This is a genomic window from Bacillus sp. FDAARGOS_527 (genome assembly GCF_003812125.1).
Classification (GTDB): domain Bacteria; phylum Bacillota; class Bacilli; order Bacillales; family Bacillaceae_G; genus Bacillus_A; species Bacillus_A paranthracis.
The window spans coordinates 3,300,035-3,325,140 of sequence record NZ_CP033795.1 but is presented as its reverse complement, the minus strand read 5'-3'; the positions used below and the strand labels follow the sequence as shown (position 1 = coordinate 3,325,140).

Below are 25,106 nucleotides of genomic sequence, written 5' to 3'. Positions count from 1 at the left end.
TTTCGTATTCTTTCACAAATTTTGTCGAATTTGGTAGACTAGAGAATGTGAAAAATAATTGGTTATATGAGGTGCAGGATGGGAAAAGAAAAATGGTGTTATATTAACTCTGGTCAATGTTCACCGGCATTTAATATGGCGTTAGATGAATGTTTATTAAATTGGCAAAGTGAAAAGAAAATGCCACCAACCATTCGTTTTTACGAATGGGAAGTACCAACATTAACAGTCGGGTATTTCCAACGTGTTGAAAAAGATATTAATATGGATGTAGTTAACGAAAAGAAATATGGATTCGTTCGTCGTCAAACAGGCGGCAGGGGTGTACTACATGATAAAGAATTAACGTACAGTGTTATTGTGTCTGAAGATCATCCGAATATGCCAAAAACAGTTACAGAAGCGTATCGTGTTATTTCGCAAGGTTTATTAGATGGTTTTAAAGCATTAGGGTTAGAAGCGTATTATGCAGTTCCAAAAACAGAAGCAGATCGTGAAAATTTAAAAAATCCACGCTCAGGCGTATGTTTTGATGCGCCGTCTTGGTATGAAATTGTAGTAGAAGGAAGAAAAATCGCAGGTAGTGCGCAAACACGTCAAAAAGGCGTTATTTTACAGCACGGGTCGATTCCATTAGAAATAGATTTAGATGAGTTATATGATCTGTTTTTATTCCCGAATGAACGTGTAAAAGAACGTATGAAGAGCATGTTCTCTTCTAAAGCGGTAGCAATTAATGAATTAACAGACCGTACGTTTACAATCGAGCAGTTAATTAAAGCGTTTGAGGTTGGGTTTGAAAAAGGATTAGATGTAGAGCTTGTTCCGTATGAATTAACAGAAGAACAATTACATGAAGTGCAAACGTTAGCAAAAGAAAAGTATGAAAGTAAAGAATGGAATTATAAAAAATAAGAGGTGGCAATTGCCGCCTCTTATTTTTTTATAGTAAATTAAGTACTTTTTCTACTTTGATTCCTTTATCTTGTAAAGAACGAAGGCGATTGACAACGTCCATAATTTCTTTGTCAAATGTAACGCTAATACCTTGGCTTTGTAGTTCTTCTTTTAAGCCTTCAATAGAATCATCTATGTCGATGCCAAGCTCGTAATCTTGACAAACTTCAATTGTCTTTTTCACGAGTTTCACATAATTTTCTTGTAGTTTTGAATTTGTTTCGGTCAAAGCAGGTTGCTTCGGTTTTGCAGACGCGACCGGTGCTGTCTCTTGCTTTGTAACCGGAGTAGGTACTTCTCGTTTCACAGGTGCTGGAGTAGATAATTCCACAGCTGCTTCTACACTTACTGGCTTCGGTGCCGGAGTAGGCTTAGATGTTGGTGCTATAGCAGGTGTTTCCACACGTGTAATAGGCTTTGGAGCAGGTGTAACTGCTTTTGGAGCTTCTACAATTACTTCTTTTTTCGGAGTAGCTTCTACAACTGTTTCTTCTTGTTCAGCAGCCTCTTTATTTTCTTTACTCCACATAACGCGTTCTATTTCTAGAGAAACATTATTTTTGTTCATCGCTGTTAATGTAACTTTACCAACTTCAGCGTTTCCAGTGAAATCAACAATTTTATAAATAACACTCTTGTTCCAATCCACGTTTCCGCTCAAAAATAATTCTTCGTTACATTTCGGCGTTAAGCCCTCGATTTTAATTTCTGCGTTTACACCGTTTTCACTATATACCATAATTAGCGAAGCATTTACATCTTCGTCTGCTAACATTAGTTCACGTACCATTTTGCCGGTGCGTACTTGCGTTTTCTTCTTAACTGACATCTAATTTCTCCTCTCAAAAATTCAGTAATAATAAAAAAATCGTATAACGAAAAATAATTGCTCACGAAGATTTATGATACCGATAATAAAAGCATCACGTCAACAATTAACTTTAATTATTTTGCATTTTTCTTATTTTCTTTATGAAATTTTTCAATTTGTAAAATTAGACAGAAGAAAAACAGCCTTTTGAAGGGCTGTTAAAAATTTGATTTTTTATATAGGAATTTATATAAAGCATAAAATAGGATAGCGATTAAGGCATTTTGCCAAAAGGTTAGATGATAAATGAGATAAGGTTGTTTTTTAAAATAAATATTTAAGAATATAGCGGAACAAAAAGGGATAGCAAATGCGAATCCAAATAAAATTTTTCTTTTCCAATTCATTTTCTGATCAAAGGAGTACCGCTTTAATAAATATAAAATAAATAGTATACCTAGTATAATTATTGAAATAGACGAAGTAGTTCCAAGGATACTAAAAGGTGGACTTATTATTTCGGTGTTCTTTTCAAAAAAGAAAATGAAAAGAGAAGCAATGGTGTCCATTCCAAACTGTATAGCGAGAAGTAAGCTAATAACAAAGCCGATTAAAGAAGTTTTTTCTAACATTGTTTGAACCGGCAAAGCCGATATGAGTTCATCACAATAAGATTGTAAGTCATCACCAAAAATGTCATAAGCATTTTTATTTTCTGTTTGTGCTTCGATGAGATGGTCTAATATTTCTAGTAATAGTTCTTCTACTTGTTGCTCTGGCACGTTAGATAAACGAAGATAAACTAACATATCGCTATAAGCAACTTCATTTTCAGGTGTTAGAAGTTCGCGTTTTTTGTTGTTCAATTTAATCATGTCTTGTGCATTCATCCCCATCACTCCCCCTGTAATAAATTGTTCACCGTTGTTGAAACCATTTCCCAGCTTTGTTTAAATTCTTCAAGCTGTTCTAATCCTTTATCCGTTACGTGATAATATTTTCTCTTTGGCCCAAGTGAGGAGGCTTTTAATGTTCCTTCAATCAATTTTTCTTTTTGCATACGTAACAATAACGGATATATGCTTCCTTCACTTACGAATGTAAATCCGTGTTTATTTAATTTTGTACTCAGTTCATATCCGTACACTTCTTCTTGTGAAATGATGTATAGGATGCAACCTTCGAGTACACCTTTTAACATTTGGCTGTGCATGATTTCACCACCTTTTACTCAGGTAACTTGCTGTGCAAGGTAGCTGTTATCCAAATTGTAACATTCAGTAACTTGCAACGCAAGTTACTGAGGTGGAAAACTTTAATGCGTTTTAATTTTTCCATGTTCCCCATACTAACGAGAGGAGGGAAGCGTATGAAACCATTTATGCCAAAACTCGTTTACTTTGAACCGAAGGCACTTGAATATCCACTTGGAAAAGAGCTGTATGAGAAGTTTACGAAGATGGGACTAGAGATTCGTGAAACGACATCCCATAATCAAATTCGAAATTTGCCGGGTGAAAATGATTTGCAAAAGTATCGTAATGCAAAAGCGACGCTTGTCGTTGGGGTGAGGAAGACATTAAAGTTTGATACGTCAAAACCGTCAGCTGAATATGCAATTCCGCTTGCAACAGGATGTATGGGACATTGTCATTATTGTTACTTGCAAACGACACTTGGGAGTAAGCCTTACGTTCGCGTGTATGTGAATCTTGATGAAATATTTGAGAAGGCACAGCAATATATGGATGAAAGAGCACCTGAGATAACAAGGTTTGAAGCTGCTTGTACATCAGATATCGTTGGGATCGATCATTTAACACATGCATTAAAGCGGGCGATTGAATTCATTGGAGAAAGTGAGCATGGGCGTTTACGTTTCGTTACGAAATATTCGCACGTTGATCATTTGTTAGATGCAAAACATAATGGGAAAACTCGTTTTAGGTTTAGTATTAATTCACGGTATGTAATTAAAAATTTTGAGCCGGGGACGTCACCCTTTGAAGAGCGTATTGAAGCAGCACGTAAAGTAGCAGGCGCTGATTATCCACTTGGTTTTATAGTTGCGCCACTTTATATGCATGAAGGATGGGAAGAAGGATACCGTGAATTATTTGAAAGACTGTACAATGCACTAAAAGATTTGTCCATACCGAATTTAACATTTGAATTAATTCAACATCGCTTTACAAAACCAGCAAAAAAGGTCATTCAGGAGCGTTATCCGAGTACGAAGCTTGAAATGGATGAAGAGAAGCGTAAATATAAATGGGGACGGTACGGCATCGGGAAATACGTATATAAAAAAGATGATGCGGAAGTATTGGAAGAAACAATAAGAGGCTATATATATGAGTTTTTTCCTGATGCAGAAATACAATACTTTACTTAAGAGGAGTCTGTATACAAATACAGATTCTTTTTTGTTTTATATATTTAGGCTTGTTTTCAACTTGTCACGTTATTCTTTCTGGTGTATCATTTTATTGATTGCTTCGTACGGAATGAGCAAAATGAAATTGGATGGAGGAAACCGATGCCTACCCCTAGTATGGAAGATTATATTGAACAAATTTATTTGTTGATTGATGAAAAGGGTTATGCCCGCGTATCTGATATTGCTGAAGCGCTTAGTGTACATCCATCCTCTGTAACAAAAATGGTGCAAAAATTAGACAAAGATGAATATCTAATTTATGAAAAATATAGAGGGCTTGTATTAACATCAAAAGGTAAAAAAATCGGAGAACGTCTCGTATATCGTCATGAATTGTTAGAGCAATTTATGCGTATTATCGGTGTGGATGAAAGTAAGATTTACAATGATGTAGAAGGAATTGAACATCATTTAAGCTGGGAAGCAATTGATCGCATTGGTGATTTAGTGCAATACTTTGAACAAGATGAGGTTCGAGTGGAAACACTTCGTGGCGTTCAAAAAGCAAATGAAGAGAAAAGTAATTAAGGGGAACGTACGTCGTTGTACCTAATGATGTGACACGTAATTTACCATTTGCAAATCATCATCTTCGAATTGAAAGTATGAAAGATAAAAGCTTGAAAGAAGTACTGCAAAATATAAAGAAAGACCGTATTTCCTAAAAGGAAGCACGGTCTTTCTTTTTGTTTTTTTTACCTTCAATGACAGTTAAATGAGATTGTTTTCTTTTTCGCTTTAAAGAAGAAAGATTCCCTTTTTTCCCTTTGTCATTAGAAGCGTTTGATTTAAAGAAAGAATTGCTTAGGGGTGCTACATTTTGTTTCCCATGCTTGCGGCTCGATTGTTTTGCAGCGCGCTTATATGAGCTTTGCGAATTTGCTGAACCGCTAGAGTTTGTAAACATTCTGTAGAGTAGATAAAAGATACCAACGACAGCCAACATGATACCAATATTTCTTAACACTCCCATTGGATCTGTAATGACAGATGAAACAAGGCCGAATATTGCTAATCCGATAATAAGCACAAATATAGCGAAAGTAAACGAACGACCGTTCATAAGGAACACCTCCTAAAAACATATATTAAAATTAGTATATTAACGATGAGGAAAGGAGTTGAACACCATTTTTAAATAATTATTGTTTGTTTTCTAAACGTAATAATTCTTCAAACGATGCAATGGCTACTTCCACTTGATCATCTGTTGGTTCTTTCGTTGTTAATAGTTGTAGCCATAATCCGGGATATCCAAGTATGCGTAATACTGGAATATCGCGTAATCGATTCGTAAATTGTAACACTTCAAAAGAAATACCGAGAACGACTGGAATTAATAAAATTCGGTTTAACACTCTGGCCCAAAGTGGATCTGTAGGGACAAGGAAATAAACAAACATTCCAATAATGACTGTAAATATAATGAAGCTACTGCCACAACGATAATGAAGGCGAGTTTGTTTTTGAACATTTTCTACAGTCAATGAAAGATTATTCTCATAGGCATTAATTACTTTATGCTCCGCACCATGGTACTGAAATACCCGCTTAATGAGTGGCGTTAAAGAAATAAAGTATATATAGCTCAATAATAACATGAGCTTAATGACACTTTCGACAATGATTTGCCCTGTATGAGATGGGAAAATCGGTCTCGTTAATTCAGCTAGTAATGCAGGAACTGCTGTGAAAATGACTTTACCGAATATGAAAGATAAAACGCCAACTGCTGCAACTCCTAATACCATCGTTAACTTCGATTGTTCTTCTTTTTTATTTGCAATTTGTTCATCTTCTTCTGGGTGAACATCAAATCGTTCTGAAGCAAAGTTTAAATGTTTTGCCCCGTTCGCGCTTGCATCCACAATAGCGGCAATCCCTCGTAAAAATGGAATTTTTTTCAGGATAGATAATGCTTTATTACGAACGCGTGGTAATCGATAAAATTCAATCGATTTATCTTTACGACGAACCGCTGTAACAGTATATTCTCTACCGCCAAACATAACTCCTTCTATGACTGCTTGCCCGCCATATATTTGTTTTGACTCTTCTGCCATGTTAACACCAACCTGTATTTGTTTCTCTCTTATGTAGAAAAAGAGGCAATTGTCATACTGGGTTCTGTCGTTTTGAAATAAGACAATCACCGAGTTTCCTTTATTTTATCGACAAATACAAGTAGATGACAAGGAAAAATGTTACGAGAGTCGGACATTTCTTATTCTTTTTATAGACAAATTTCGCAGTATTTAAACATGGTTCAAAATAGTTTCGGGCATACTATTGAGCGGAGGTGTTGATGTGAGTCAAGAACATATAGGAACAAGAAATTTTGTGCAAATTGGTTTATTTGGTGGACTCTTTTGGGGAGGAATATGGTATTTTCTTCATATATTTTCATTTACAGAAGCGGGACCGAACTATTTACTTCTACCATTTGCCTTTGGAAGTTGGAAAGAAGGGGTATGGGGAAATGTGTCAGGAATTGTTTGTATGGGACTACTTTCGATTTTAATTGCCTTTTTGTATAAAGCGTTTTTGGCAAAGTTTGAAGGAATTCTGCCAGGGATTATTTATGGTCTATTTTGGTGGGCGTTACTATTTTTCGGAGTGGGGTTAATAGCGCCTGCTATTAAAAGTGCACTCCATTTACCGAAAGAAACAATTGTGACGACGATATGCATTTTTATATTGTATGGTGTATTTATAGCATACTCTGTTTCTTACGCAGTAAATACCAATAAGGCCGAGCGAGAAGGGGAAGAGAAGACAAACTATTCAAACAAGTAACTCCTATGTTAAAATGTTATATAGACATTTAATATTAAGGAGTTTTAAGCATATGAAAAAGGTACTCCTCGTAAACGGTCCTAACCTAAATCGCCTCGGTGTCAGAGAGGTAAATGTATATGGAAAGGGCACGCTAGCGACACTTGAAGCAGATATGAAGCAAGAAGCAGAAACAATGGGAGTGGAGTTAGAATGTTTCCAATCGAATCATGAAGGTGCGATTATCGATCGTATTCATGAGGCGGAAGATATATATGAAGGGATCATTTTAAATCCTGGAGCATTTACGCATTATAGCTATGCGATTCGAGATGCAATTGCAAGCATTTCGATTCCTGTTATTGAAGTACATATTTCTAACATTCATCAACGTGAGTCGTTCCGTCACGAATCTGTGACGGCAGCTGTTTGTGCGGGACAAATTGTTGGATTTGGTTTTTATGGCTATAAGTTAGCGTTATTTGCATTAATGGAGAAATTGAGGGAGGCATAAAGTAATGGAGAAAATCGAAAGATTAAGAAGTGCATTTGATGAGGCTGGTATTGACGGTATTTTGTTAACAAATGAACATAGTCGTAGATATATGGCTAACTTCACAGGAACAGCTGGTGTTGTACTCATTTCGAAAAATCGCGCTCAATTTATTACAGATTTCCGTTACGTAGAGCAAGCTACTAAACAAGCGGTTGGATACGAGATTGTACAGCATGCGGGATTAATTATCGATGAAGTTGCAAAGCAAGTGAAAGAATTAGGAATTCAAAAGCTTGGCTTTGAGCAAGATACTCTTACATATAGTTCTTATTCAGCTCATAAAGAAGCGATCGATGCTGAATTTATCCCAACTTCTGGGCTTGTAGAAAAGTTACGCTTGATAAAGACTGATTCAGAGATTAAGATATTAAAGGAAGCTGCACAGATTGCAGATGCTGCCTTTGAACATATTCTATCATTCATTCGCCCGGGAGTATCTGAAATTGAAGTGTCAAATGAACTTGAATTTTTCATGAGAAAACAAGGAGCAACATCTTCTTCGTTTGATATTATCGTTGCTTCAGGTCTTCGTTCGGCATTACCGCACGGCGTGGCATCTGAAAAAGTGATAGAAACAGGAGATTTCGTTACATTAGACTTCGGCGCTTATTACAAAGGATATTGCTCTGATATTACTCGTACGATTGCAGTTGGTGAACCATCTGATAAATTGAAAGAAATTTATAATATCGTTTTAGAAGCACAATTACGTGGTGTGAACGGTATTAAAGCTGGTTTAACTGGCCGTGAAGCGGATGCGTTAACGCGTGATTACATAACGGAAAAAGGATACGGTGAATACTTCGGACATTCTACTGGTCATGGAATCGGTCTTGAAATCCATGAAGCACCAGGTTTAGCATTCCGTTCTGATACAGTACTTGAACCAGGTATGGCTGTAACAGTAGAGCCAGGTATTTATATTCCAGGTATTGGCGGCGTACGTATTGAAGATGATATCATTGTGACAAGTGAAGGTAATGAAGTAATTACGAAATCACCAAAAGAACTTATTATTTTGTAATACACAGGAGGATTTTTTTACATGATTTCAGTAAACGATTTTCGTACAGGTTTAACAATTGCAGTGGATAATGGCCTTTGGCAAGTACTTGATTTCCAACACGTAAAGCCAGGTAAAGGTGCTGCATTCGTTCGTTCTAAACTACGTAACCTTCGCACAGGTTCTGTTCAAGAGAAAACATTCCGTGCTGGTGAGAAAGTAGAAAAAGCACACATCGAAAACCGTCGTATGCAATACTTATACGCAAGCGGTGAGTCTCATGTATTTATGGATAACGGAACTTATGAGCAAATCGAACTTGGTGAAAAACAAATCGAGCGCGAGCTTAAATTCCTAAAAGAAAACATGGAAGTATCTATTATGACTTACCAAGGCGAAGTACTTGGTGTTGAACTTCCAAACACAGTTGAATTACAAGTTACAGAAACAGAGCCAGGTATTAAAGGTGATACTGCTTCTAACGTAACAAAACCAGCTACATTAGAAACTGGCCTTGTTGTACAAGTACCAATCTTCATTAACGAAGGCGAAACACTTATCATCAACACTGGTGAAGGTAAATACGTTTCTCGTGCATAGTAGAAAAGCACTCGTGATTATCACGAGTGCTTTTTTTATAGAAAATAGGGCAAATAATAAATAGTAGTTATTATAAAACTGAAAGCTGTAAGACTAGCAGCACCTGTTGTGTAAGGACCCCATCTCATTTGAAAAGGTTTTACTGTACCTGTTTTATATATAGTGTGATCAATGTTGTTATTTTGGCTTATATTTAAAGCAACGAGCCAAATTGCCCCGAATATCGCTAAACTACCAAGGAAAAAGGCTTCCATGAATGACCAGCCGACCAATGATGAAAAAAGATAAATAAGAGTTACTTCTACTACGATTGTTAAACTAATTTTTAATCTCTTCATATTTTTCCTCCTCATTTTGTAATTCCAACCAGTTTAAAAATTTTTCACGTGACACGACGTGCAGAGAGCAAGGTGACCTTACTTCTTTCTCTAGTGCAGCGTGTTCGTCTGGAAATTTGTTTTCCACATGCAATGAAATATAAGGTAGTTTTTCTTGTGCTTTTAAAGAGCGAATATTATTCGTTTTAGCACCAGCAAATACATAGGAAAGTTGTAAGTCTAAAAAAGCAATCTTAAAAATTTCTTTTTTTGCAGCCTCATTATATCCTTTTCCCCAGTATGGATAGCCGAGCCAGCTGCCAATGTGAGATTGTTTCTTCTCATAATTAATATGTTTAAGTGTGGTGAGACCAATTATTTCATTCTCTGCATTTACAATCACTCTCGATAAAGACTTCTTTTGGTGTTCTTCTTCTATGGCGAAAAGAAGGAATGCTTTCGTGTCTTCGATTGTTTCTACTTTTATTCCTAATGCGTTTTTTACATGTGGATCACTTGATAGCTTGAAAATCGCATTTGCATAACGGAAATCGAGTGGTAGTAAAGTAACTCGTTGCATCATTTTCCCTCCTTTTCAATAAATATACCATAAAATACTATTATTATTAAGAATATTCAAATTATTATAGGCGGTAGATAAAAATTATGTTTTTAATTCTGAAATAGACAACCTCTGCATATGGTTGTACAAATATATTCTTTTTTAGCACATGCACTAGTAACCGTTATGGGAGAAGGTGGGAGAATGAAACAGTGGCTAGCGGCAATGGAAACATCTGTGCTTGTAATGGGGCTGCTTCGGTTGTTTTCAGGTAGCGCGGAAATATTCGCCGCTTTGCTTATGCTTTATGTGAATGATGCGAAGAAAGCATTGTTTATAAATGGTATGTTGGCGTTTGTTGGACCGACCGTATTAATTTTAACAATGACAATAGGCATAGCGAGTGTGGCAAGTGAGATCTCTTTCTTGAAACTCTTTTTTCTAGCGCTTGGAATTGGCTGCATTTTTATCGCGTTGTTGAAATAAGTAAGTCGAGTATAGTGGGGCGAAGCTGATGAAAGAAGTATTAGAAGTTTTACCAAAAACGATGAAGCAGTTAGTGGAAAATTGTAAGCAGTACGATGCTCTAGAGGAAATCCGTGTTCGAATTGGAAGACCGCTAGAGTGTATTGCTCAAGGTGAAGTGTTTTTTTATGACTATATCGTTACAGCAGAGGATGCTATTTACTTATTGAATAAGTTAAGCCACTTCTCAATTTATACAATGGAAGAAGAATTAAAGCGTGGGTATGTGACACTCCGAGGTGGGCATAGAATAGGCTTAGCAGGAAAAGTTATTACAGAAAAAAGCACAGTGAAAATGATTCGAGATGTCTCTTCTTTTAATATTCGTATTGCTCGTCAAAAAATAGGCATTGCTGAACCACTTTTACCGTATTTGTATGAATCACGATGGTTAAACACGATGGTAATTGGCCCGCCACAAACGGGAAAAACAACACTTTTAAGAGATGTAGCGCGTTGCATGAGTCAAGGTGTAAGTACTTCGAAAATTCCTTCTTGTAAAGTCGGGATTGTTGATGAACGGTCAGAAATTGCTGGCTGTGTGAAAGGCATTCCGCAATATGACTTTGGCACACGAGTAGATGTGTTAGATGCATGTCCAAAAGCTGAAGGAATGATGATGATGATCCGTTCTATGAGCCCAGATATATTAATTGTGGATGAAATTGGTCGTAAAGAAGATAGTGAAGCAATTATGGAGGCTGTACATGCAGGGGTTCAGCTTTTTATAAGTGCACATGGATTTTCCTATGATGATGTTGTGAAACGCCCATCATTAAAAGCAGTGCTAGAGCTCGGCATTTTTGATAGGTTTGTGGAATTGTCAAAAGCAAGAGGGCCAGGAACAGTTATGCAAGTGAAAGATAAATATGGAAAACCGGTATTACCTCATAGAAAGGCTGAGGGCGTATGGTGAAAATATTTGGTGCAGTGTTAATCGTTGCGGTCAGCACCTTTTTCGGGTTTTCATACGCCAAAAGATACAGTGAGAGACCGAGGCAACTTAGATTATTAAAAGCGGCACTGCAATCATTAGAGGCAGAAATTATGTATGGGCATACACCGTTGTCTGAAGCTGCTGAGCGATTAGTGAAACAAATGCCGAAGCCGTTAAATTGGATATTTCAAAGTTTCGCTAGCAGGCTAGAAAGTGGAGAACAAACAGTTAGAGAAGCTTGGATAGATAGTTTGAAAGAAAATTGGAAGCTAACAGCATTTCAACAAACTGAGTATGAGATTTTGCAGCAATTTGGTGAAACGCTCGGACAACATGATCGTGAATCACAACAAAAACATATTCGGTTATGTATTACACATTTAGAGAGAGAAGAAGAAGAAGCGAAAGCATTACAGCTGCAATATGAAAAGATGATTAAGAGCTTAGGAGTACTAGCGGGGCTACTTATCGTAATTTTACTGCTATAGGGGGGAGAAAGGCGATGTCCATTGATGTTGGATTAATATTTCAAATCGCCGGAATCGGCATTGTTTTAGCTTTCATTCATACTGTACTAAAAGAATTAAAGCGTGAGGATATTGCAAATTGGGTTATCCTCGTCGGTTTTGTCGTTATTTTATTTCATGTCGCATTTTTAATTAATACACTATTCGACAAGATTAAAAGTGTCTTTCTCTTCCAGTAAAGGGGGCGGTTCGAATCGAAATTATACAAATTGTCGGATTAGGCCTCGTTGCTACGTTTTTAGCGGCTGTATTGAATCAGCATAAATCTAGCATTACGTCATTATTTATTGTGTTCGTAGGTAGCGTAATGTTCCTTCTTTTAATCGATCAAATTCACGCTATTTTACAAATGATTGAGAGAGTAGCGAGTGAAGCGAAAGTTAGCAACGTATATGTAGAAACGTTGCTAAAAATTATTGGGATTGCTTATATCGCTGAGTTTGGAGCGCAAATTACAAAGGATGCAGGGCAGGGGGCAATCGCTTCGAAAATTGAATTAGCTGGAAAGATTTTAATTCTCGTTATGGCGATCCCTATTTTGACGGTTGTAATTGAAACTATTCTCGGATTTTTACCGACGGGATAAGGGGGAGTGAATGTTGAGGGGGTTTGGAGCTAAGCTGCTATTTGCTTGCTTCCTTTTCTTTTCTTTACCGGTTGTTGTACAAGCTTCTCCTGTAGAGACAAACGTCGTTGATCAACAATTGGATAAGCTCGGAATTGAAGATGTGAAGCAATTTTGGGACGGGCTTGTTACAAAATATGGAGGTTATTTACCAGAGAGTCAAAAAGGTAGCTTTATGGAGTTTGTAAAGGGAGAAAAAGAAATCTCTATAAAAGAGTGGATGCTAGGTTTATTAAAGTACTTATTTCACGAACTTGTTGCAAATGGGAAACTACTCGGAACGCTCATTATGCTCACAATTTTTAGTGCATTGTTGCAATCGTTGCAATCTGCATTTTCAAAGAGTAGCGTAAGCAAAATAGCCGATGCAGTTGTATATATGGTACTAATTATTTTCGCTTTAAATAGCTTTTATGTCGTCATGACATATGCAAGAGAAACGATACAAACAATGGTAGATTTCATATTAGCGTTATTGCCAATCTTGCTTGCACTTATAGCGACAGGGGGTGGTGTTGTATCCGTATCGTTTTTTCATCCGATTATCATCTTCTTAATGAATACGAGTGGGCTTTTGATGAATTATATCGTTCTACCACTTTTATTACTTGCAACGATATTAAGTATTGTAAGTACGATGAGTGATCAATATAAAGTTACGAAATTGTCCAAGCTTCTGCAAAACGTTAGCGTCGGGATTATCGGTATCTTTTTAACGATTTTTTTAGGCGTATTATCTGTACAAGGAACAGCGACAGCTGTTGCTGATGGAATCGCTGTGAAAACAGCTAAATTTGTAACAGGAAACTTTATTCCCGTAGTAGGAAGAATGTTTACAGAGGCGGCGGATACAGTTATTAGTGCGTCGGGATTATTAAAAAACACAGTCGGAATTATCGGACTCGTCATTCTATGTTTAATTGTCGCTTTTCCAGCGATTCAAATTTTTTGCATCGCATTTATTTATAAGTTCGCAGCAGCAGTATTGCAACCAGTTGGCGGCGGAGCAATCATTCAATGTTTAGATATCATTGGACGGAGCATCATTTATGTATTTGCTTGCTTAGCTATCGTATCGTTTATGTTCTTTTTAAGTATCACAATTATTATTGCTGCGGGGAACATTACACTTATGATGCGGTAGGAGGTGAAGGGTATGCAATTTGTTACAGAGTGGATTAGAAATATTATCGTTTTTTTACTCTTAGCGACAATGCTTCATCTTATTCTTCCAAATTCCAATTTGCAAAAGTACGTTAAATTCGTTGTAAGTCTATTATTAGTTGTTTTAATTTTAACGCCTCTATTTAAACTATTGCAAACAGATGTAAATGAAGTAATCGCAAATTTTAATGAAGAGAAGTACGTAGCAGAAGGATCTGTAAAAAATTCAATAGATTCGAAGAAAAAAGAAATACAAGCTCTAACACGTGCATATAGTTTAGAAGAGATGGCTACCAAAATGAAAAAAGAAGTAGGAAAAGAGTTTGAGAAACAGTATGGTATGTCAGTCTCTGAAATACAAATAGTCGCAGCGGAAAACACAGCGGAAGTAAAGTCAGCGAAAGATATTCAATCTGTTGTTGTGACGTTGAAAGAAAAAGAACGTAGTAAAAATGATGCAATCGAAACAGTAAAACCAGTTGAAATTAATACGAAAGAACCACCGAAAAAAGTAGAGGAAACAAATGGAGAAATGAAAGACTTCTTTTCAAGCAGGTGGCAACTAGAGAATAAACAAATCCAAGTTCAAATGGAAGGGAGGACAGGTAGAGTAAATGGACAATAAAGATAAAAATTCGAAGTTCTCATTTTTTCGAAACTTATTGAATGGAGATGAAAAAGAAAGTAATGAGAAGGGAAAAAAGGTAACACCTAAGTTCTTACTTGTCCTACTCATACTTGGAATGTTGCTTATGTTTTCTAGTAGTTTCTTTTCAAGTAAAAAAGAAGAAGTACCTGTATTTAAAGAACAAAAAACTCAAAACCAAGAAAAAGACGTACCAACTTTTGGACAAAAAAATAATGATAATATGTCAAATGTAGAAAAATATGAAAAAGCGTATGAACAAGAATTAAAAGCAGCCTTAGAAGAAATAGCAGGAGTAAAAGATGTAACGATTAATGTAAATTTAGACTCATCAGAGGAAAAAATATTAGAAAAAAATACAGTGAAACGTTCACAAACAACAGGTGAAACAGATAAAACAGGTGGCAAGAGGGAAGTAGAAGATGAGTCTCTTGATGAAAAGACAGTCATTATACGTGAAGGGGATAAAGAAACTCCCGTTGTTTTACGAACAGAGAAACCGAAAGTGCGAGGTGTTCTTGTCGTAGCAAAGGGAGTGGATAATATACAAGTTAAAGCGATGGTAAAAGAAGCTGTCATACGGCTACTAGATGTACCAGCCCATCGCGTTTCAGTTTCACCGAAAAATTGATAGGGAGGAAATAAAGTGTTAAAAAAACAAACGGTTTGGCTATTAACGATGTTAAGTTTAGTTGTTGTACTATCTGTGTATTACGTAACAACTCCAGACAAAATGAATACAGCATCGCCGGCAACAGGTGAAAAGATTGGACAAGAAAAACAAGGTACTGATAAAGCAGTAACAAACGAAGCACCTAAAGAAACGCCTAAAAAAGAAAATACAAACAAGGAAACATCAAATAAAGAAACATCAAATAAAGAAACAAACAAAGAAACAGATAAAAAAGAGAGTGCTACAAAAGAAACAAGCAAAAAAGAAGCTAACGTAACAGTTCAATCAAGTGATGAAAATTTCACAGCATTACGTATGCAAATGGAAGATCAGCGAAGTGAACAAAAAGCAAAATTACAAGAAGTGATGAGTTCAACAAAAGCTTCAGCAACAGAAAAGAATAAAGCGAAAGAAAATTTTGATGCAATCACTACAATGGAAACGAAGCAAGAATTACTTGAGACAGTAATTAAATCTCAAGGTGGATATAAAGATGCCCTTGTAAGAGCCGATGGAACTGACATTAAAGTAACTGTAAAAGCAGCAAAACATTCACAAAAAGAAGCGAATAAAATTATACAACTTGTAAGAAGTGAAGGCGGATCAAAAGATGTAGGTGTAAAATTTGATCCACCAACAAAATAAAACGAATAATCCGCGGGGAATTCCTCCGCGGATTATTCGTTTTTAGTAATCGGATTGTTTGAAAATAGTTAGATAAAAATAATAATAGAAAAAAGCTATCATTTTCGATAGCTTTTTTCTGTTTCGTCTTTGTTTTTACTATGTTCAACTCGGAACGGAGAAATACGTTGTGAGTAAAAGATTAGCGGTTCATGGTAGTGATGATTACTTTTTCCGGATTTGACGTGGATGAAGAGAACGAATGCCCAGACCATTACGGCAGGTAAGAAGAGAATGAGCCATATCATATGTCCACACCTCGATACGATATATTTTCTACACTTTGAACATACTATTCTTATATGAAGGAATGATGAACGACGTGTAAACAAAAAAATAATATTTGGTAAAAATACGTTATTGACTATAGATGAGGTGACGAGTAAAGCGGTAATGGTAGGTTTACTTTATAGTATTTTGAAAAGTAAGGAATGTTTTTTCGGAAGTGGTCTTGCCAATTTTGTGTGAAACTTGGTATTATTACTAGGTAATAAATTTTTATTGGAATAATATTTTTACAGGAGTTTCGATTTATTATAAAGAAATATAAATTGGAATGTTTAAAAAATTTATCGTAAGATGGAAATAGTAACTATTTCTATTAGTAAATGAAATACATTTTCTAATAGAGTACATCGTATTTTTACAGTCAATCTAGTTTTAGTGAAGAGAAATCTGTAAAAACGGGACAAACAAGAGTATGGGAGTGGATTTTACATGTTTAAAATTCAAGAAGTTCGTGAATTAATTAAATTAATTGATAGCTCTAATATTGATGAATTTGAATACAAAAAAGATGGTACGACAATCAAAATGAAAAAGCGTGGTAATGAAGTTGTTGCGGTGCAAGCACCTGTAGCAAAACAAGCCGTGCAACCAGTAGCACCTGTTGAAGTTGAAACGACAGTAGCGGCAGCACAAGTGGAAGTGCCAAAACAAGAAGAGAAAAAAGCTGTTCAGAATGAAAACCTACATAAAATTACATCACCAATGGTAGGTACATTCTATTCTTCTTCTTCTCCTGATACGCCTCCATATGTAAGTGTTGGGGATAGAGTATCGAAAGATTCTATCGTATGTATTGTCGAGGCTATGAAGTTATTTAACGAAATCGATGCAGATGTAGATGGAGAAATTGTTGAGATTCTTGTTAATAACGGACAGCTTGTTGAGTATGGACAACCGCTATTTCTTGTAAAAGCGTAATAAGGGAGTCTTTGTGATGATAAAAAAAGTATTAATAGCCAATCGTGGGGAAATTGCTGTACGAATTATTCGTGCTTGTAAAGAAATGGATATTGAAACAGTCGCAATTTATTCAGAAGCAGATAAAGAGTCACTTCACGTACAAATTGCTGATGAGGCGTATTGTGTAGGACCAACGATTTCGAAAGAAAGCTATTTAAATTTGACGAACATTATTAGTGTTGCGAAGTTAACAGGCTGCGATGCAATTCATCCGGGATACGGATTTTTAGCAGAGAATGCAGATTTTGCAGAGTTATGCCGTGAGTGTAACTTAATTTTTATCGGTCCAAGTCCAGAAGCTATTTCAAAGATGGGCACAAAAGACGTTGCTCGTGATACAATGAAAGAAGCAGGGGTTCCGATTGTACCAGGTTCACAAGGAATTATTAAAAATACCGAAGAAGCGATCGAACTTGCGAATCAAATTGGATATCCTGTTATTATTAAAGCGACTGCAGGTGGCGGCGGAAAAGGTATTCGTGTTGCGCGTCATGAAGAGGAGCTTGTAAAAGGAATTCAAATTACACAGCAAGAAGCTAGTACCGCTTTTGGGAACCCTGGTGTATACTTAGAAAAGTACGTTGAAGATTTCCGCCATGTTGAGATTCAAATAATGGCAGATACACACGGAAATGCCATTCATTTAGGAGAGCGTGATTGTACGATTCAGCGCCGCTTGCAAAAACTACTAGAAGAAAGTCCATCACCAGCACTTGATGAAAATGTGCGTAAGCAGATGGGTGAGGCGGCAGTTAAAGCGGCGGTAGCGGTTGATTATACAGGTGCTGGTACGGTTGAGTTTATTTATGAATATAAAACGAAAAGCTTTTATTTCATGGAGATGAATACGAGAATCCAAGTTGAGCATCCAGTTACTGAAATGGTAACAGGGGTAGACTTAATTAAAGAACAAATTCTTGTTGCTTCTGGAGAAAAGTTATCGTTACAGCAAGAAGAAGTACAATTTAATGGTTGGGCAATTGAATGCCGAATTAATGCGGAAAACCCTGCCAAAAAATTTATGCCATCTCCAGGTAAAGTAGAAATGTACTTGCCACCAGGCGGATTTGGTATTCGCGTCGATTCAGCTGTATATCCGGGATATTCAATCCCACCTTTCTATGATTCGATGGTTGCTAAATTAATTGTTCACGGAAAAACACGTGAAGAGGCAATTGCAAAAATGAAGCGTGCACTCAGTGAGTTTGTCGTTGAAGGCGTACATACAACAATCCCGTTCCATTTGCAATTGTTAGATCATCCTGATTTTGTAAAAGGTGAGTTTAATACGAAATTTTTGGAAGAGCATGAACTTGTGACGCAGTGATACATTAAAGGAGGTTTTTTTCATGGCTGAACATATGTTAGATATGGGTCAAGATACAACTCTTGGTAAAGTAGAAATTGCACCAGAAGTAATTGAAGTAATCGCAGGTATTGCAGCTGCTGAGGTAGAAGGCGTAGCGGCAATGCGTGGTAATTTTGCTACAGATGTTGTTGAGAAGTTAGGTAAGAAAAATCATGGTAAAGGTGTAAAGGTTGAATTAGCAAACGAAGATATTATCGTTGACCTTTATGTTGTAATGTATTTTGGCGTAGCAATTCCAGTTGTTGCACAAAAGATTCAAGACAACATTCGCCAAGCACTCTTTACAATGACAGGGCTTGAGCCAAAAGAAGTGAATGTTCACATCGTTGGCGTAACATTCGAAACACAAAAAACAGAAATCGAACCAGTGTAAGAATGAAAAAGGTGCCTAGTAACATAGGCATCTTTTTTATCGTTTCATTTCTTCACAAATTACAACCCTCTAATTATTATACTATTTCAAAAAATGAGAAATAAAAAAGAAAATGTTTCGTTTTACCAAAAAACGTACATTGTGATAAGATATGGAACTTGAAGTTAATCTTTTTATTATTTTTCAGCCTTGTAACCCGTGTGTGAAACGATAAATTGTGTTATTATCATTGTATTATAAGGTTGGAAAATCAATGAAAACTGTAAGAGTAAGTGAATTGACGGCTTATAAATTATAATAATATAACAAAGCATAAGGAAAGACTTGAAGCATAAAGGAGAGTTACAATGAAACGTAGGACGGCTAGAGAAAGAGCTATGCAAGCATTATATCAAATGGATATTACAGGTGAATTAGAACCGAAAGTAGCAGTGGAAAACACGCTAGATGAAGGTGAAGAAACAAATGAGTTTCTAGAATCACTTGTTGTAGGTTTTGTAGAAAATAAAGAAGTAATTGATGAAGCGATTCGTCAAAATTTAAAAAAGTGGAAGCTTGAGCGTATTAGTATTGTTGATCGCAGTATTTTACGTGTAGCTGTGTATGAAATGAAATACATGGAAGAAATTCCACACAACGTAACAATTAACGAGGCAATTGAAATTGCTAAAACATTTGGGGATGAGGAATCTCGTCGTTTTATTAACGGCGTTTTATCTAATATAAAAGATACACTGTAATTTCTTTAAGGGGGAATCTTAAAATGGTAGCAGTAATCATCAAAGGAAATGAAGTTGCGGAGAAAAAACGAGCACAATTAACAGAAGAAGTTGTGAAGTTGAAAGAGCAAGGGATTGTACCAGGATTAGCAGTTATTTTAGTTGGAGAAGATCCAGCATCTCGTTCTTATGTAAAAGGAAAAGAAAAGGGCTGTGAACAAGTAGGAATCTATTCAGAGCTAATTGAATTTCCTGAAACAATTACGGAGGAGCGTTTGCTTGCTGAAATCGATCGCTTAAATGGCGATGACCGCATTAATGGCATATTAGTGCAATTACCTTTACCAAAACATATTGAAGAAAAAGCTATCATTGAAAGAATTTCACCAGAAAAAGATGTAGATGGATTTCACCCAATCAGCGTAGGACGTATGATGACGGGACAAGATACATTCCTTCCATGTACACCGCATGGTATTGTAGAGTTAGTAAAAGAAACAAATCTTGATATCTCAGGAAAACATGTTGTAGTAATTGGAAGAAGTAATATTGTCGGCAAGCCAGTGGGACAATTGTTCTTAAATGAAAATGCAACTGTCACATACTGTCATTCTAAGACGCAAAATATGAAAGAGTTAACGAAATTAGCTGATATTTTAATCGTAGCAGTAGGACGACCTAAAATGGTAACAGCTGATTATATAAAAGAAGGAGCAGTTGTAATCGACGTTGGTGTAAACCGTTTAGAAACAGGGAAACTTTGTGGTGATGTTGACTTTGACAACGTGCTAGATGTTGCAGGTTACATTACACCTGTGCCAAAGGGTGTTGGTCCAATGACGATCACAATGCTTCTTCATAATACTGTTGAATCGGCTAAGCGTGCAGGTGTCGTTTGTAAATAATTTGAGTCGGCTATGAGGAGAGAGAAATGGAGAAACAATATTTAACCGTTACAGCGTTAACACGCTATATAAAAACAAAAATAGAATATGATCCGCATTTACAGTCTGTTTGGTTAAAAGGTGAAATTTCCAACTTTAAAAATCATAGCCGTGGCCACATGTATTTTACATTGAAAGATGAAAATGCAAGAATCGCAGCGGTTATGTTTGCGGGTCATAATCGTAATATTAAATTCAGACCTGAAAATGGGATGAAGGTACTCGTGAAAGGGAAAATCTCTGTTTACGAGGCGAGTGGTTCTTATCAAATTTATATTCAAGACATGCAGCCTGACGGAGTCGGAAACCTGCATTTAGCTTACGAACAATTAAAGGTTCGTTTAGAGGAAGAAGGATTGTTTTCTCAAGTTTATAAAAAAACAATCCCTCCTTATGCGAAAACAATAGGTGTGATTACGTCACCAACAGGAGCAGCGATTCGTGATATTATAACAACGATTAAACGTCGTTATCCAATTGGAAATGTTATTGTGTTTCCAGTACTTGTACAGGGGGAGTCAGCAGCTCCCTCAATTGTACAAGCGATCCGTACAGCGAATGAAATGGAAGGGATAGATGTCCTAATCGTTGGGCGCGGTGGAGGTTCTATTGAGGAATTGTGGGCGTTTAACGAAGAAATGGTTGCAAGAGCTATTTTCAAGAGTGAGATTCCTATTATTTCAGCAGTAGGCCATGAAACAGACTTTACAATTGCGGATTTTGTTGCCGATTTAAGAGCACCAACACCAACTGCAGCGGCTGAGCTGGCAGCGCCTAATATTATCGAGTTACAAGAAAAGGTATTACAAAGAACTCTAAGGTTGCAAAGAGCAATGAGAGAGTTAGTACATAAAAAAGAAGAAAAACTACAAGTATTGCAAAAATCTTATGCGTTCCGTTATCCAAGACAAGTATATGAGCAAAAAGAAGAGCAATTGGATAGAGCGTTAGAACAGCTTGTGTTAGCGAAAGAGCGCTATATTGATAAAAAGGTAAATCAGTTAAAACAGCTTTCATTTTATTTAGAGAAGCACCACCCATCTCAAAAAATTATGCAAACAAAGGTAGCAGTTGAAACATTGCAAAAGCAATTGCAACGTGAAATGCAAACGTTACTCCAAACGAAAGAATTTGCCTTTGTAAGAGCTGCTCAAAAACTTGAAGCGCTAAGTCCGCTTAAAGTAATGATGAGAGGGTACGGGCTTGTATATGATGAAGAGAAGCAAGTGTTAAAAAGTGTGAAAGATGTTAGCCTTGGAGATGCTGTTTCAGTTCAATTACAAGATGGAATATTAGATTGTAGCGTATCAGGAATAGAGGAGCGTGAATTGAATAATGGAAAATAAATTAAGCTTTGAAGAGGCAATTTCGCAACTTGAGCACCTCGTTTCTAAATTAGAGCAAGGTGACGTACCTTTAGAAGAAGCAATTTCTTATTTTAAAGAGGGTATGGAATTATCTAAGCTTTGTGATGAGAAGTTGAAGAACGTACAAGAACAAATGGCAGTTATTCTTGGGGAAGATGGAGAGCTTGAACCGTTTACTGCTTTAGGAGATGAAGCATAGTGACAATTGCTTTTGATACTTTTTTGAAAGAAAGTAAAACTTTCGTAGAAGAGAAGCTTGTAAGCTATGCAAATGAATTACAATGTCCAAATGTACTTCGTGAAGCGATGGCATATTCTTTGGAAGCGGGTGGAAAGCGTCTCCGCCCGTTACTTTTATTTGCAACATTACAAGCGTTTGGTAAAGAAAAAAATCTTGGTGTAGGTGCAGCTTGTGCTCTTGAAATGATACATACATACTCGTTAGTTCATGATGATTTACCTTGTATGGATGATGATGATTTAAGAAGAGGGAAGCCCACAAATCATAAAGTATTTGGTGAAGCGATGGCAGTTTTAGCAGGAGATGGTTTGTTGACATATGCTTTTCAAGTTATTATGGCATATGAGCAAAAGGAAATCTCTGCTGAGAAAAAAGTAAGACTTGTACTTGAGCTTGCAAAGGCGGCAGGGCCAGAGGGAATGGTTGGCGGACAAGTAGCAGATATGGAAGCGGAAGGGGAACAGCTTACGATCGATGAGCTAGAGTATATTCATAAGCATAAGACTGGGAAACTACTTGAATTCGCTGTACTTGCAGGGTCGATACTTTCTAATGCCACAGAAGAACAGGAAGAAAAATTACTTGAGTTTGCAAAATATATCGGCCTAGCTTTCCAAATTCGAGATGATATTTTAGATGTGGAAGGAACCGAAGAAGAGATTGGAAAACCGATTGGTAGTGATGTTTCCAACGAAAAGAGCACATATACGACGTTATTTACTGTAGATAGAGCAAAGGATATTTTAGAAGAAACGATTGCAAAAGCAAAAGATGCTATTAGTTCCTTGCAATTACAAGATGAATATTTACTATCTATTTGCGATTTGATTGCAAAACGTAATAACTAATATAACAGCGTTTTCATTTGTTGAGTCATTCATCATTTTATGATATAAATGTAGGAAAAGGTTTTTCTTTTCTTGTTATTGGCAAAAATATATGTAGATTACATTGCCGTTATCACTTCGTGTTAGCGGCTATTTTTTTCATCGCCTAAAGAAATATGGTTTATAATAAGATTAGGGCGCAATAGACTGGTTAATAGCAGGACAAGGTGAAAAATAAAAAAAGAGAATTTCTTGTTTTGTGTAAATGTTTTTTATAATATTTGACATGTTGACAGATTATGAAATGAAAGTGAGTGATCCATGTGGATCTAACGCAAATTCAAAACCCTAGTTTTTTGAAAGAGATGTCTATCAGTGAACTAGAGGGATTGAGTGAGGATATTCGTAAGTTTTTAATTGAAGAGCTCTCTCAAACAGGTGGACATATTGCGCCTAATTTAGGTGTAGTAGAACTCACAATTGCTCTGCATAAATTATTTGATAGTCCGAAAGATAAATTTTTATGGGATGTAGGACATCAATCCTATGTACATAAAATTTTAACTGGACGTGCAAAAGAATTCGGCACATTAAGGCAATATCAAGGTCTATGTGGTTTCCCAAAACGTTGTGAGAGTGAGCACGATGTATGGGAAACTGGCCATAGCTCGACATCATTATCTGCTGCAATGGGAATGGCTCTAGCACGTGATTTAAAGAAAACGAAAGAATATGTTATACCAATCATTGGTGATGGCGCTTTAACGGGCGGAATGGCTTTAGAGGCATTGAACCATATTGGACATGAAAAAACAGACATGATTGTTATTTTGAATGATAATGAAATGTCAATTGCGCCAAACGTTGGTGCGCTTCATAATGTGCTTGGACGTCTACGTACCGCAGGAAAATACCATTGGGTAAAAGATGAGTTGGAGTATATTTTGAAGAAAATCCCAGCTGTCGGTGGGAAAGTTGCTGCGACAGCAGAGAAAATAAAAGATAGTCTTAAATATTTACTAGTATCTGGTGTCTTTTTCGAAGAGTTAGGCTTTACATATTTAGGTCCAGTCGATGGACATGATTATGAAAAGTTATTCGAAACGTTGCAATATGCAAAGAAAACAAAAGGCCCAGTGCTTGTTCATGTTATTACGAAAAAAGGAAAAGGTTACAAACCAGCTGAGAGTGATGTTATTGGCACTTGGCATGGAACAGGACCTTATAAAATTGAATCAGGTGACTTCGTTAAACCGAAAGAAGTTGCACCAGCATGGAGTGCTGTTGTTAGTGAAACAGTACTTAAGTTAGCGAGAACGGATGAGCGTATCGTTGCAATTACACCTGCAATGCCTGTTGGATCGAAACTTGAGAAATTCCAAAAAGAATTCCCAGATCGTATGATTGATGTAGGTATTGCAGAACAGCATGCTACAACAATGGCAGCGGGTATGGCAACGCAAGGTATGAAACCATTCTTAGCGATTTATTCAACATTTTTACAAAGAGCTTATGACCAAGTTGTTCATGATATATGCCGCCAAAATTTAAATGTTTTCATCGGAATTGATCGCTCTGGTTTAGTAGGAGCAGATGGTGAAACGCATCAAGGTGTATTTGACATCTCATTCTTACGCCACTTGCCGAATATGGTACTTATGATGCCAAAAGATGAAAATGAAGGGCAACATTTAGTATACACGGCGATGCAATATGAAGATGGACCAATCGCATTACGTTATGCGCGAGGTAATGGACTTGGCGTTCATATGGATGAAGAATTAAAGGCGATTCCAATCGGTTCATGGGAAACGTTAAAAGAAGGTACACAAGCAGCTATTTTAACATTTGGTACGACAATACCAATGGCAATGGAAGCGGCTGAGCGTCTTGAAAAGGCTGGAGTTTCAGTGAAAGTAGTGAACGCTCGCTTCATTAAACCAATGGATGAAGCATATTTACATGATCTCTTAGGAAAAAATATACCAATTTTAACGATTGAAGAAGCTTGCTTAATTGGTGGTTTTGGAACAGGAGTAGTTGAATTTGCGTCTGAGAACGGGTACCATAGTGCGTTAGTTGAACGAATGGGTATTCCAGATCGTTTCATAGAGCACGGTAGTGTAACAAAATTATTAGAAGAAATCGGTTTAACGACAGATGCTGTTGTAGACCGTATTCATACAATGATTCCATCAAAACAAAAAAGGGCGTAA

General features: G+C 36.6%; 33 protein-coding genes and 1 pseudogene. 26 read left to right on the top strand and 8 right to left on the bottom strand.

Going from position 1 to position 25,106, the window contains the following annotated elements; genetic code table 11:
* The first annotated feature begins 78 nt into the window (after window positions 1–78).
* Window positions 79–915 (top strand): lipoate--protein ligase family protein, encoded by an 837-nt coding sequence (locus EGX95_RS19850; RefSeq protein ID WP_000514079.1) that lies wholly within the window; start codon window positions 79–81, stop codon window positions 913–915.
* A 28-nt stretch (window positions 916–943) separates the two neighbouring features.
* Here the strand turns inward: EGX95_RS19850 and EGX95_RS19845 are convergent, their stop codons facing one another.
* The 3 genes from EGX95_RS19845 to EGX95_RS19835 all read right to left on the bottom strand — a co-directional run bounded on the left by EGX95_RS19845 (window position 944) and on the right by EGX95_RS19835 (window position 2,981).
* The gene (locus EGX95_RS19845; protein ID WP_000111904.1) at window positions 944–1,786 is read right to left on the bottom strand and encodes a hypothetical protein; all 843 of its coding nucleotides are present in this window, start codon (window positions 1,784–1,786) and stop codon (window positions 944–946) included.
* 200 nt (window positions 1,787–1,986) lie between these two features.
* On the bottom strand, window positions 1,987–2,658 hold the full coding sequence (locus EGX95_RS19840) for a DUF1129 domain-containing protein (RefSeq protein ID WP_002081032.1): 672 nt from the start codon (window positions 2,656–2,658) through the stop codon (window positions 1,987–1,989).
* Window positions 2,659–2,663: 5 nt separating this feature from the next.
* A complete protein-coding gene (locus tag EGX95_RS19835) occupies window positions 2,664–2,981 on the bottom strand; it encodes a PadR family transcriptional regulator (protein ID WP_000556082.1) in 318 nt (105 codons plus the stop codon).
* Between the two features lie 156 nt (window positions 2,982–3,137).
* Here EGX95_RS19835 and splB point away from each other — a divergent pair, with 156 nt between their 5' ends.
* The 3 genes and pseudogenes from splB to EGX95_RS19820 form a co-directional block, all read left to right on the top strand.
* On the top strand, window positions 3,138–4,163 hold the full coding sequence (gene splB, locus EGX95_RS19830) for a spore photoproduct lyase (protein WP_000802117.1): 1,026 nt from the start codon (window positions 3,138–3,140) through the stop codon (window positions 4,161–4,163).
* Window positions 4,164–4,307: 144 nt separating this feature from the next.
* A complete protein-coding gene (gene mntR, locus EGX95_RS19825; RefSeq protein ID WP_001143076.1) occupies window positions 4,308–4,736 on the top strand; it encodes a transcriptional regulator MntR in 429 nt (142 codons plus the stop codon).
* Between the two features lie 5 nt (window positions 4,737–4,741).
* Window positions 4,742–4,873, top strand: a pseudogene (locus EGX95_RS19820) (HAD family hydrolase); the annotation flags it as partial.
* Here EGX95_RS19820 and EGX95_RS19815 read toward each other — a convergent pair.
* Window positions 4,870–5,271, bottom strand: coding sequence for an SA1362 family protein (locus tag EGX95_RS19815; RefSeq protein WP_001014448.1), 402 nt, complete (start codon window positions 5,269–5,271; stop codon window positions 4,870–4,872). The pseudogene EGX95_RS19820 and the gene EGX95_RS19815 sit on opposite strands and share 4 nt — an antisense overlap.
* 79 nt (window positions 5,272–5,350) lie before the next feature.
* Complete coding sequence (locus EGX95_RS19810) at window positions 5,351–6,271, bottom strand: DUF1385 domain-containing protein (protein WP_000797109.1); 921 nt, start codon at window positions 6,269–6,271, stop codon at window positions 5,351–5,353.
* Window positions 6,272–6,515: 244 nt separating this feature from the next.
* On the opposite strand from EGX95_RS19810, the gene EGX95_RS19805 reads away from it, so the two are divergent.
* Genes EGX95_RS19805 through efp form a run of 4 tightly spaced genes read left to right on the top strand, consistent with a single transcriptional unit; the run spans window position 6,516 to window position 9,142 of the window.
* On the top strand, window positions 6,516–7,004 hold the full coding sequence (locus EGX95_RS19805; RefSeq protein WP_000076575.1) for a YqhR family membrane protein: 489 nt from the start codon (window positions 6,516–6,518) through the stop codon (window positions 7,002–7,004).
* Between the two features lie 52 nt (window positions 7,005–7,056).
* Window positions 7,057–7,497, top strand: coding sequence for a type II 3-dehydroquinate dehydratase (gene aroQ / locus EGX95_RS19800; protein WP_000757087.1), 441 nt, complete (start codon window positions 7,057–7,059; stop codon window positions 7,495–7,497).
* A 4-nt stretch (window positions 7,498–7,501) separates the two neighbouring features.
* Window positions 7,502–8,563, top strand: coding sequence for a Xaa-Pro dipeptidase (gene pepQ, locus EGX95_RS19795; protein WP_000411051.1), 1,062 nt, complete (start codon window positions 7,502–7,504; stop codon window positions 8,561–8,563).
* A gap of 21 nt (window positions 8,564–8,584) precedes the next feature.
* Window positions 8,585–9,142, top strand: a complete 558-nt coding sequence (efp, locus tag EGX95_RS19790) for an elongation factor P (protein WP_000626512.1) — start codon at window positions 8,585–8,587, stop codon at window positions 9,140–9,142.
* 35 nt (window positions 9,143–9,177) lie between these two features.
* Here efp and EGX95_RS19785 read toward each other — a convergent pair whose 3' ends face one another.
* Together EGX95_RS19785 and EGX95_RS19780 are read right to left on the bottom strand one after the other, a co-directional pair.
* On the bottom strand, window positions 9,178–9,480 hold the full coding sequence (locus EGX95_RS19785; protein ID WP_000825745.1) for a hypothetical protein: 303 nt from the start codon (window positions 9,478–9,480) through the stop codon (window positions 9,178–9,180).
* A complete protein-coding gene (locus EGX95_RS19780) occupies window positions 9,461–10,039 on the bottom strand; it encodes a GNAT family N-acetyltransferase (RefSeq protein WP_001190070.1) in 579 nt (192 codons plus the stop codon). The genes EGX95_RS19785 and EGX95_RS19780 overlap by 20 nt, the downstream gene beginning before the upstream one ends.
* A 186-nt stretch (window positions 10,040–10,225) precedes the next feature.
* Between EGX95_RS19780 and EGX95_RS19775 the strand changes: the two genes are divergently transcribed.
* Genes EGX95_RS19775 through EGX95_RS19735 form a run of 9 tightly spaced genes read left to right on the top strand, consistent with a single transcriptional unit; the run spans window position 10,226 to window position 15,763 of the window.
* Entirely contained in the window at window positions 10,226–10,507 is a 282-nt protein-coding gene (locus EGX95_RS19775; protein ID WP_000816054.1) for a YqhV family protein, read from the top strand.
* A 28-nt stretch (window positions 10,508–10,535) separates the two neighbouring features.
* Window positions 10,536–11,462: a stage III sporulation protein AA gene (gene spoIIIAA, locus EGX95_RS19770; RefSeq protein WP_000665886.1), complete on the top strand. Its 927-nt coding sequence runs from the start codon at window positions 10,536–10,538 to the stop codon at window positions 11,460–11,462.
* On the top strand, window positions 11,456–11,971 hold the full coding sequence (gene spoIIIAB / locus EGX95_RS19765) for a stage III sporulation protein SpoIIIAB (protein ID WP_000238697.1): 516 nt from the start codon (window positions 11,456–11,458) through the stop codon (window positions 11,969–11,971). Before spoIIIAA ends, spoIIIAB begins: the two co-directional genes overlap by 7 nt.
* Before the next feature lie 14 nt (window positions 11,972–11,985).
* Window positions 11,986–12,189 carry a stage III sporulation protein AC gene (spoIIIAC, locus tag EGX95_RS19760; protein WP_000020914.1) on the top strand — a complete coding sequence of 68 codons (204 nt, stop codon included), beginning with the start codon at window positions 11,986–11,988 and terminating at the stop codon, window positions 12,187–12,189.
* 23 nt (window positions 12,190–12,212) lie between these two features.
* A complete protein-coding gene (gene spoIIIAD, locus EGX95_RS19755; protein ID WP_077317075.1) occupies window positions 12,213–12,596 on the top strand; it encodes a stage III sporulation protein AD in 384 nt (127 codons plus the stop codon).
* A 10-nt stretch (window positions 12,597–12,606) separates the two neighbouring features.
* The gene (gene spoIIIAE, locus EGX95_RS19750; protein ID WP_000943695.1) at window positions 12,607–13,779 is read left to right on the top strand and encodes a stage III sporulation protein AE; all 1,173 of its coding nucleotides are present in this window, start codon (window positions 12,607–12,609) and stop codon (window positions 13,777–13,779) included.
* A 12-nt stretch (window positions 13,780–13,791) separates the two neighbouring features.
* Window positions 13,792–14,424 carry a stage III sporulation protein AF gene (gene spoIIIAF / locus EGX95_RS19745; protein ID WP_001161045.1) on the top strand — a complete coding sequence of 211 codons (633 nt, stop codon included), beginning with the start codon at window positions 13,792–13,794 and terminating at the stop codon, window positions 14,422–14,424.
* Entirely contained in the window at window positions 14,414–15,076 is a 663-nt protein-coding gene (spoIIIAG, locus tag EGX95_RS19740) for a stage III sporulation protein AG (protein ID WP_000368876.1), read from the top strand. The genes spoIIIAF and spoIIIAG overlap by 11 nt, the downstream gene beginning before the upstream one ends.
* A 15-nt stretch (window positions 15,077–15,091) precedes the next feature.
* The gene (locus EGX95_RS19735) at window positions 15,092–15,763 is read left to right on the top strand and encodes a SpoIIIAH-like family protein (RefSeq protein ID WP_000914703.1); all 672 of its coding nucleotides are present in this window, start codon (window positions 15,092–15,094) and stop codon (window positions 15,761–15,763) included.
* Window positions 15,764–15,861: 98 nt separating this feature from the next.
* On the opposite strand, the gene EGX95_RS19730 is transcribed toward EGX95_RS19735, so the two are convergent.
* Complete coding sequence (locus EGX95_RS19730; RefSeq protein ID WP_002081027.1) at window positions 15,862–16,050, bottom strand: hypothetical protein; 189 nt, start codon at window positions 16,048–16,050, stop codon at window positions 15,862–15,864.
* A gap of 469 nt (window positions 16,051–16,519) precedes the next feature.
* On the opposite strand from EGX95_RS19730, the gene accB reads away from it, so the two are divergent.
* The 9 genes from accB (at window position 16,520) to dxs (ending at window position 25,106) form a co-directional block, all read left to right on the top strand.
* Complete coding sequence (accB, locus tag EGX95_RS19725) at window positions 16,520–17,008, top strand: acetyl-CoA carboxylase biotin carboxyl carrier protein (RefSeq protein WP_000472870.1); 489 nt, start codon at window positions 16,520–16,522, stop codon at window positions 17,006–17,008.
* A gap of 16 nt (window positions 17,009–17,024) precedes the next feature.
* Window positions 17,025–18,377, top strand: coding sequence for an acetyl-CoA carboxylase biotin carboxylase subunit (accC, locus tag EGX95_RS19720; protein ID WP_000592876.1), 1,353 nt, complete (start codon window positions 17,025–17,027; stop codon window positions 18,375–18,377).
* A gap of 22 nt (window positions 18,378–18,399) precedes the next feature.
* Entirely contained in the window at window positions 18,400–18,792 is a 393-nt protein-coding gene (locus EGX95_RS19715) for an Asp23/Gls24 family envelope stress response protein (RefSeq protein ID WP_000807630.1), read from the top strand.
* Between the two features lie 347 nt (window positions 18,793–19,139).
* Window positions 19,140–19,532: a N utilization substance protein NusB gene (gene nusB, locus EGX95_RS19710; RefSeq protein WP_000830249.1), complete on the top strand. Its 393-nt coding sequence runs from the start codon at window positions 19,140–19,142 to the stop codon at window positions 19,530–19,532.
* 23 nt (window positions 19,533–19,555) lie between these two features.
* Window positions 19,556–20,416: a bifunctional methylenetetrahydrofolate dehydrogenase/methenyltetrahydrofolate cyclohydrolase FolD gene (gene folD / locus EGX95_RS19705; RefSeq protein WP_000226726.1), complete on the top strand. Its 861-nt coding sequence runs from the start codon at window positions 19,556–19,558 to the stop codon at window positions 20,414–20,416.
* A 26-nt stretch (window positions 20,417–20,442) separates the two neighbouring features.
* Window positions 20,443–21,801: an exodeoxyribonuclease VII large subunit gene (gene xseA, locus EGX95_RS19700; protein WP_000415266.1), complete on the top strand. Its 1,359-nt coding sequence runs from the start codon at window positions 20,443–20,445 to the stop codon at window positions 21,799–21,801.
* The gene (xseB, locus tag EGX95_RS19695; RefSeq protein WP_000428423.1) at window positions 21,791–22,021 is read left to right on the top strand and encodes an exodeoxyribonuclease VII small subunit; all 231 of its coding nucleotides are present in this window, start codon (window positions 21,791–21,793) and stop codon (window positions 22,019–22,021) included. The genes xseA and xseB overlap by 11 nt, the downstream gene beginning before the upstream one ends.
* Window positions 22,021–22,911 (top strand): (2E,6E)-farnesyl diphosphate synthase, encoded by an 891-nt coding sequence (ispA, locus tag EGX95_RS19690; protein WP_063246694.1) that lies wholly within the window; start codon window positions 22,021–22,023, stop codon window positions 22,909–22,911. Before xseB ends, ispA begins: the two co-directional genes overlap by 1 nt.
* Before the next feature lie 302 nt (window positions 22,912–23,213).
* Entirely contained in the window at window positions 23,214–25,106 is a 1,893-nt protein-coding gene (gene dxs, locus EGX95_RS19685) for a 1-deoxy-D-xylulose-5-phosphate synthase (protein WP_000366459.1), read from the top strand.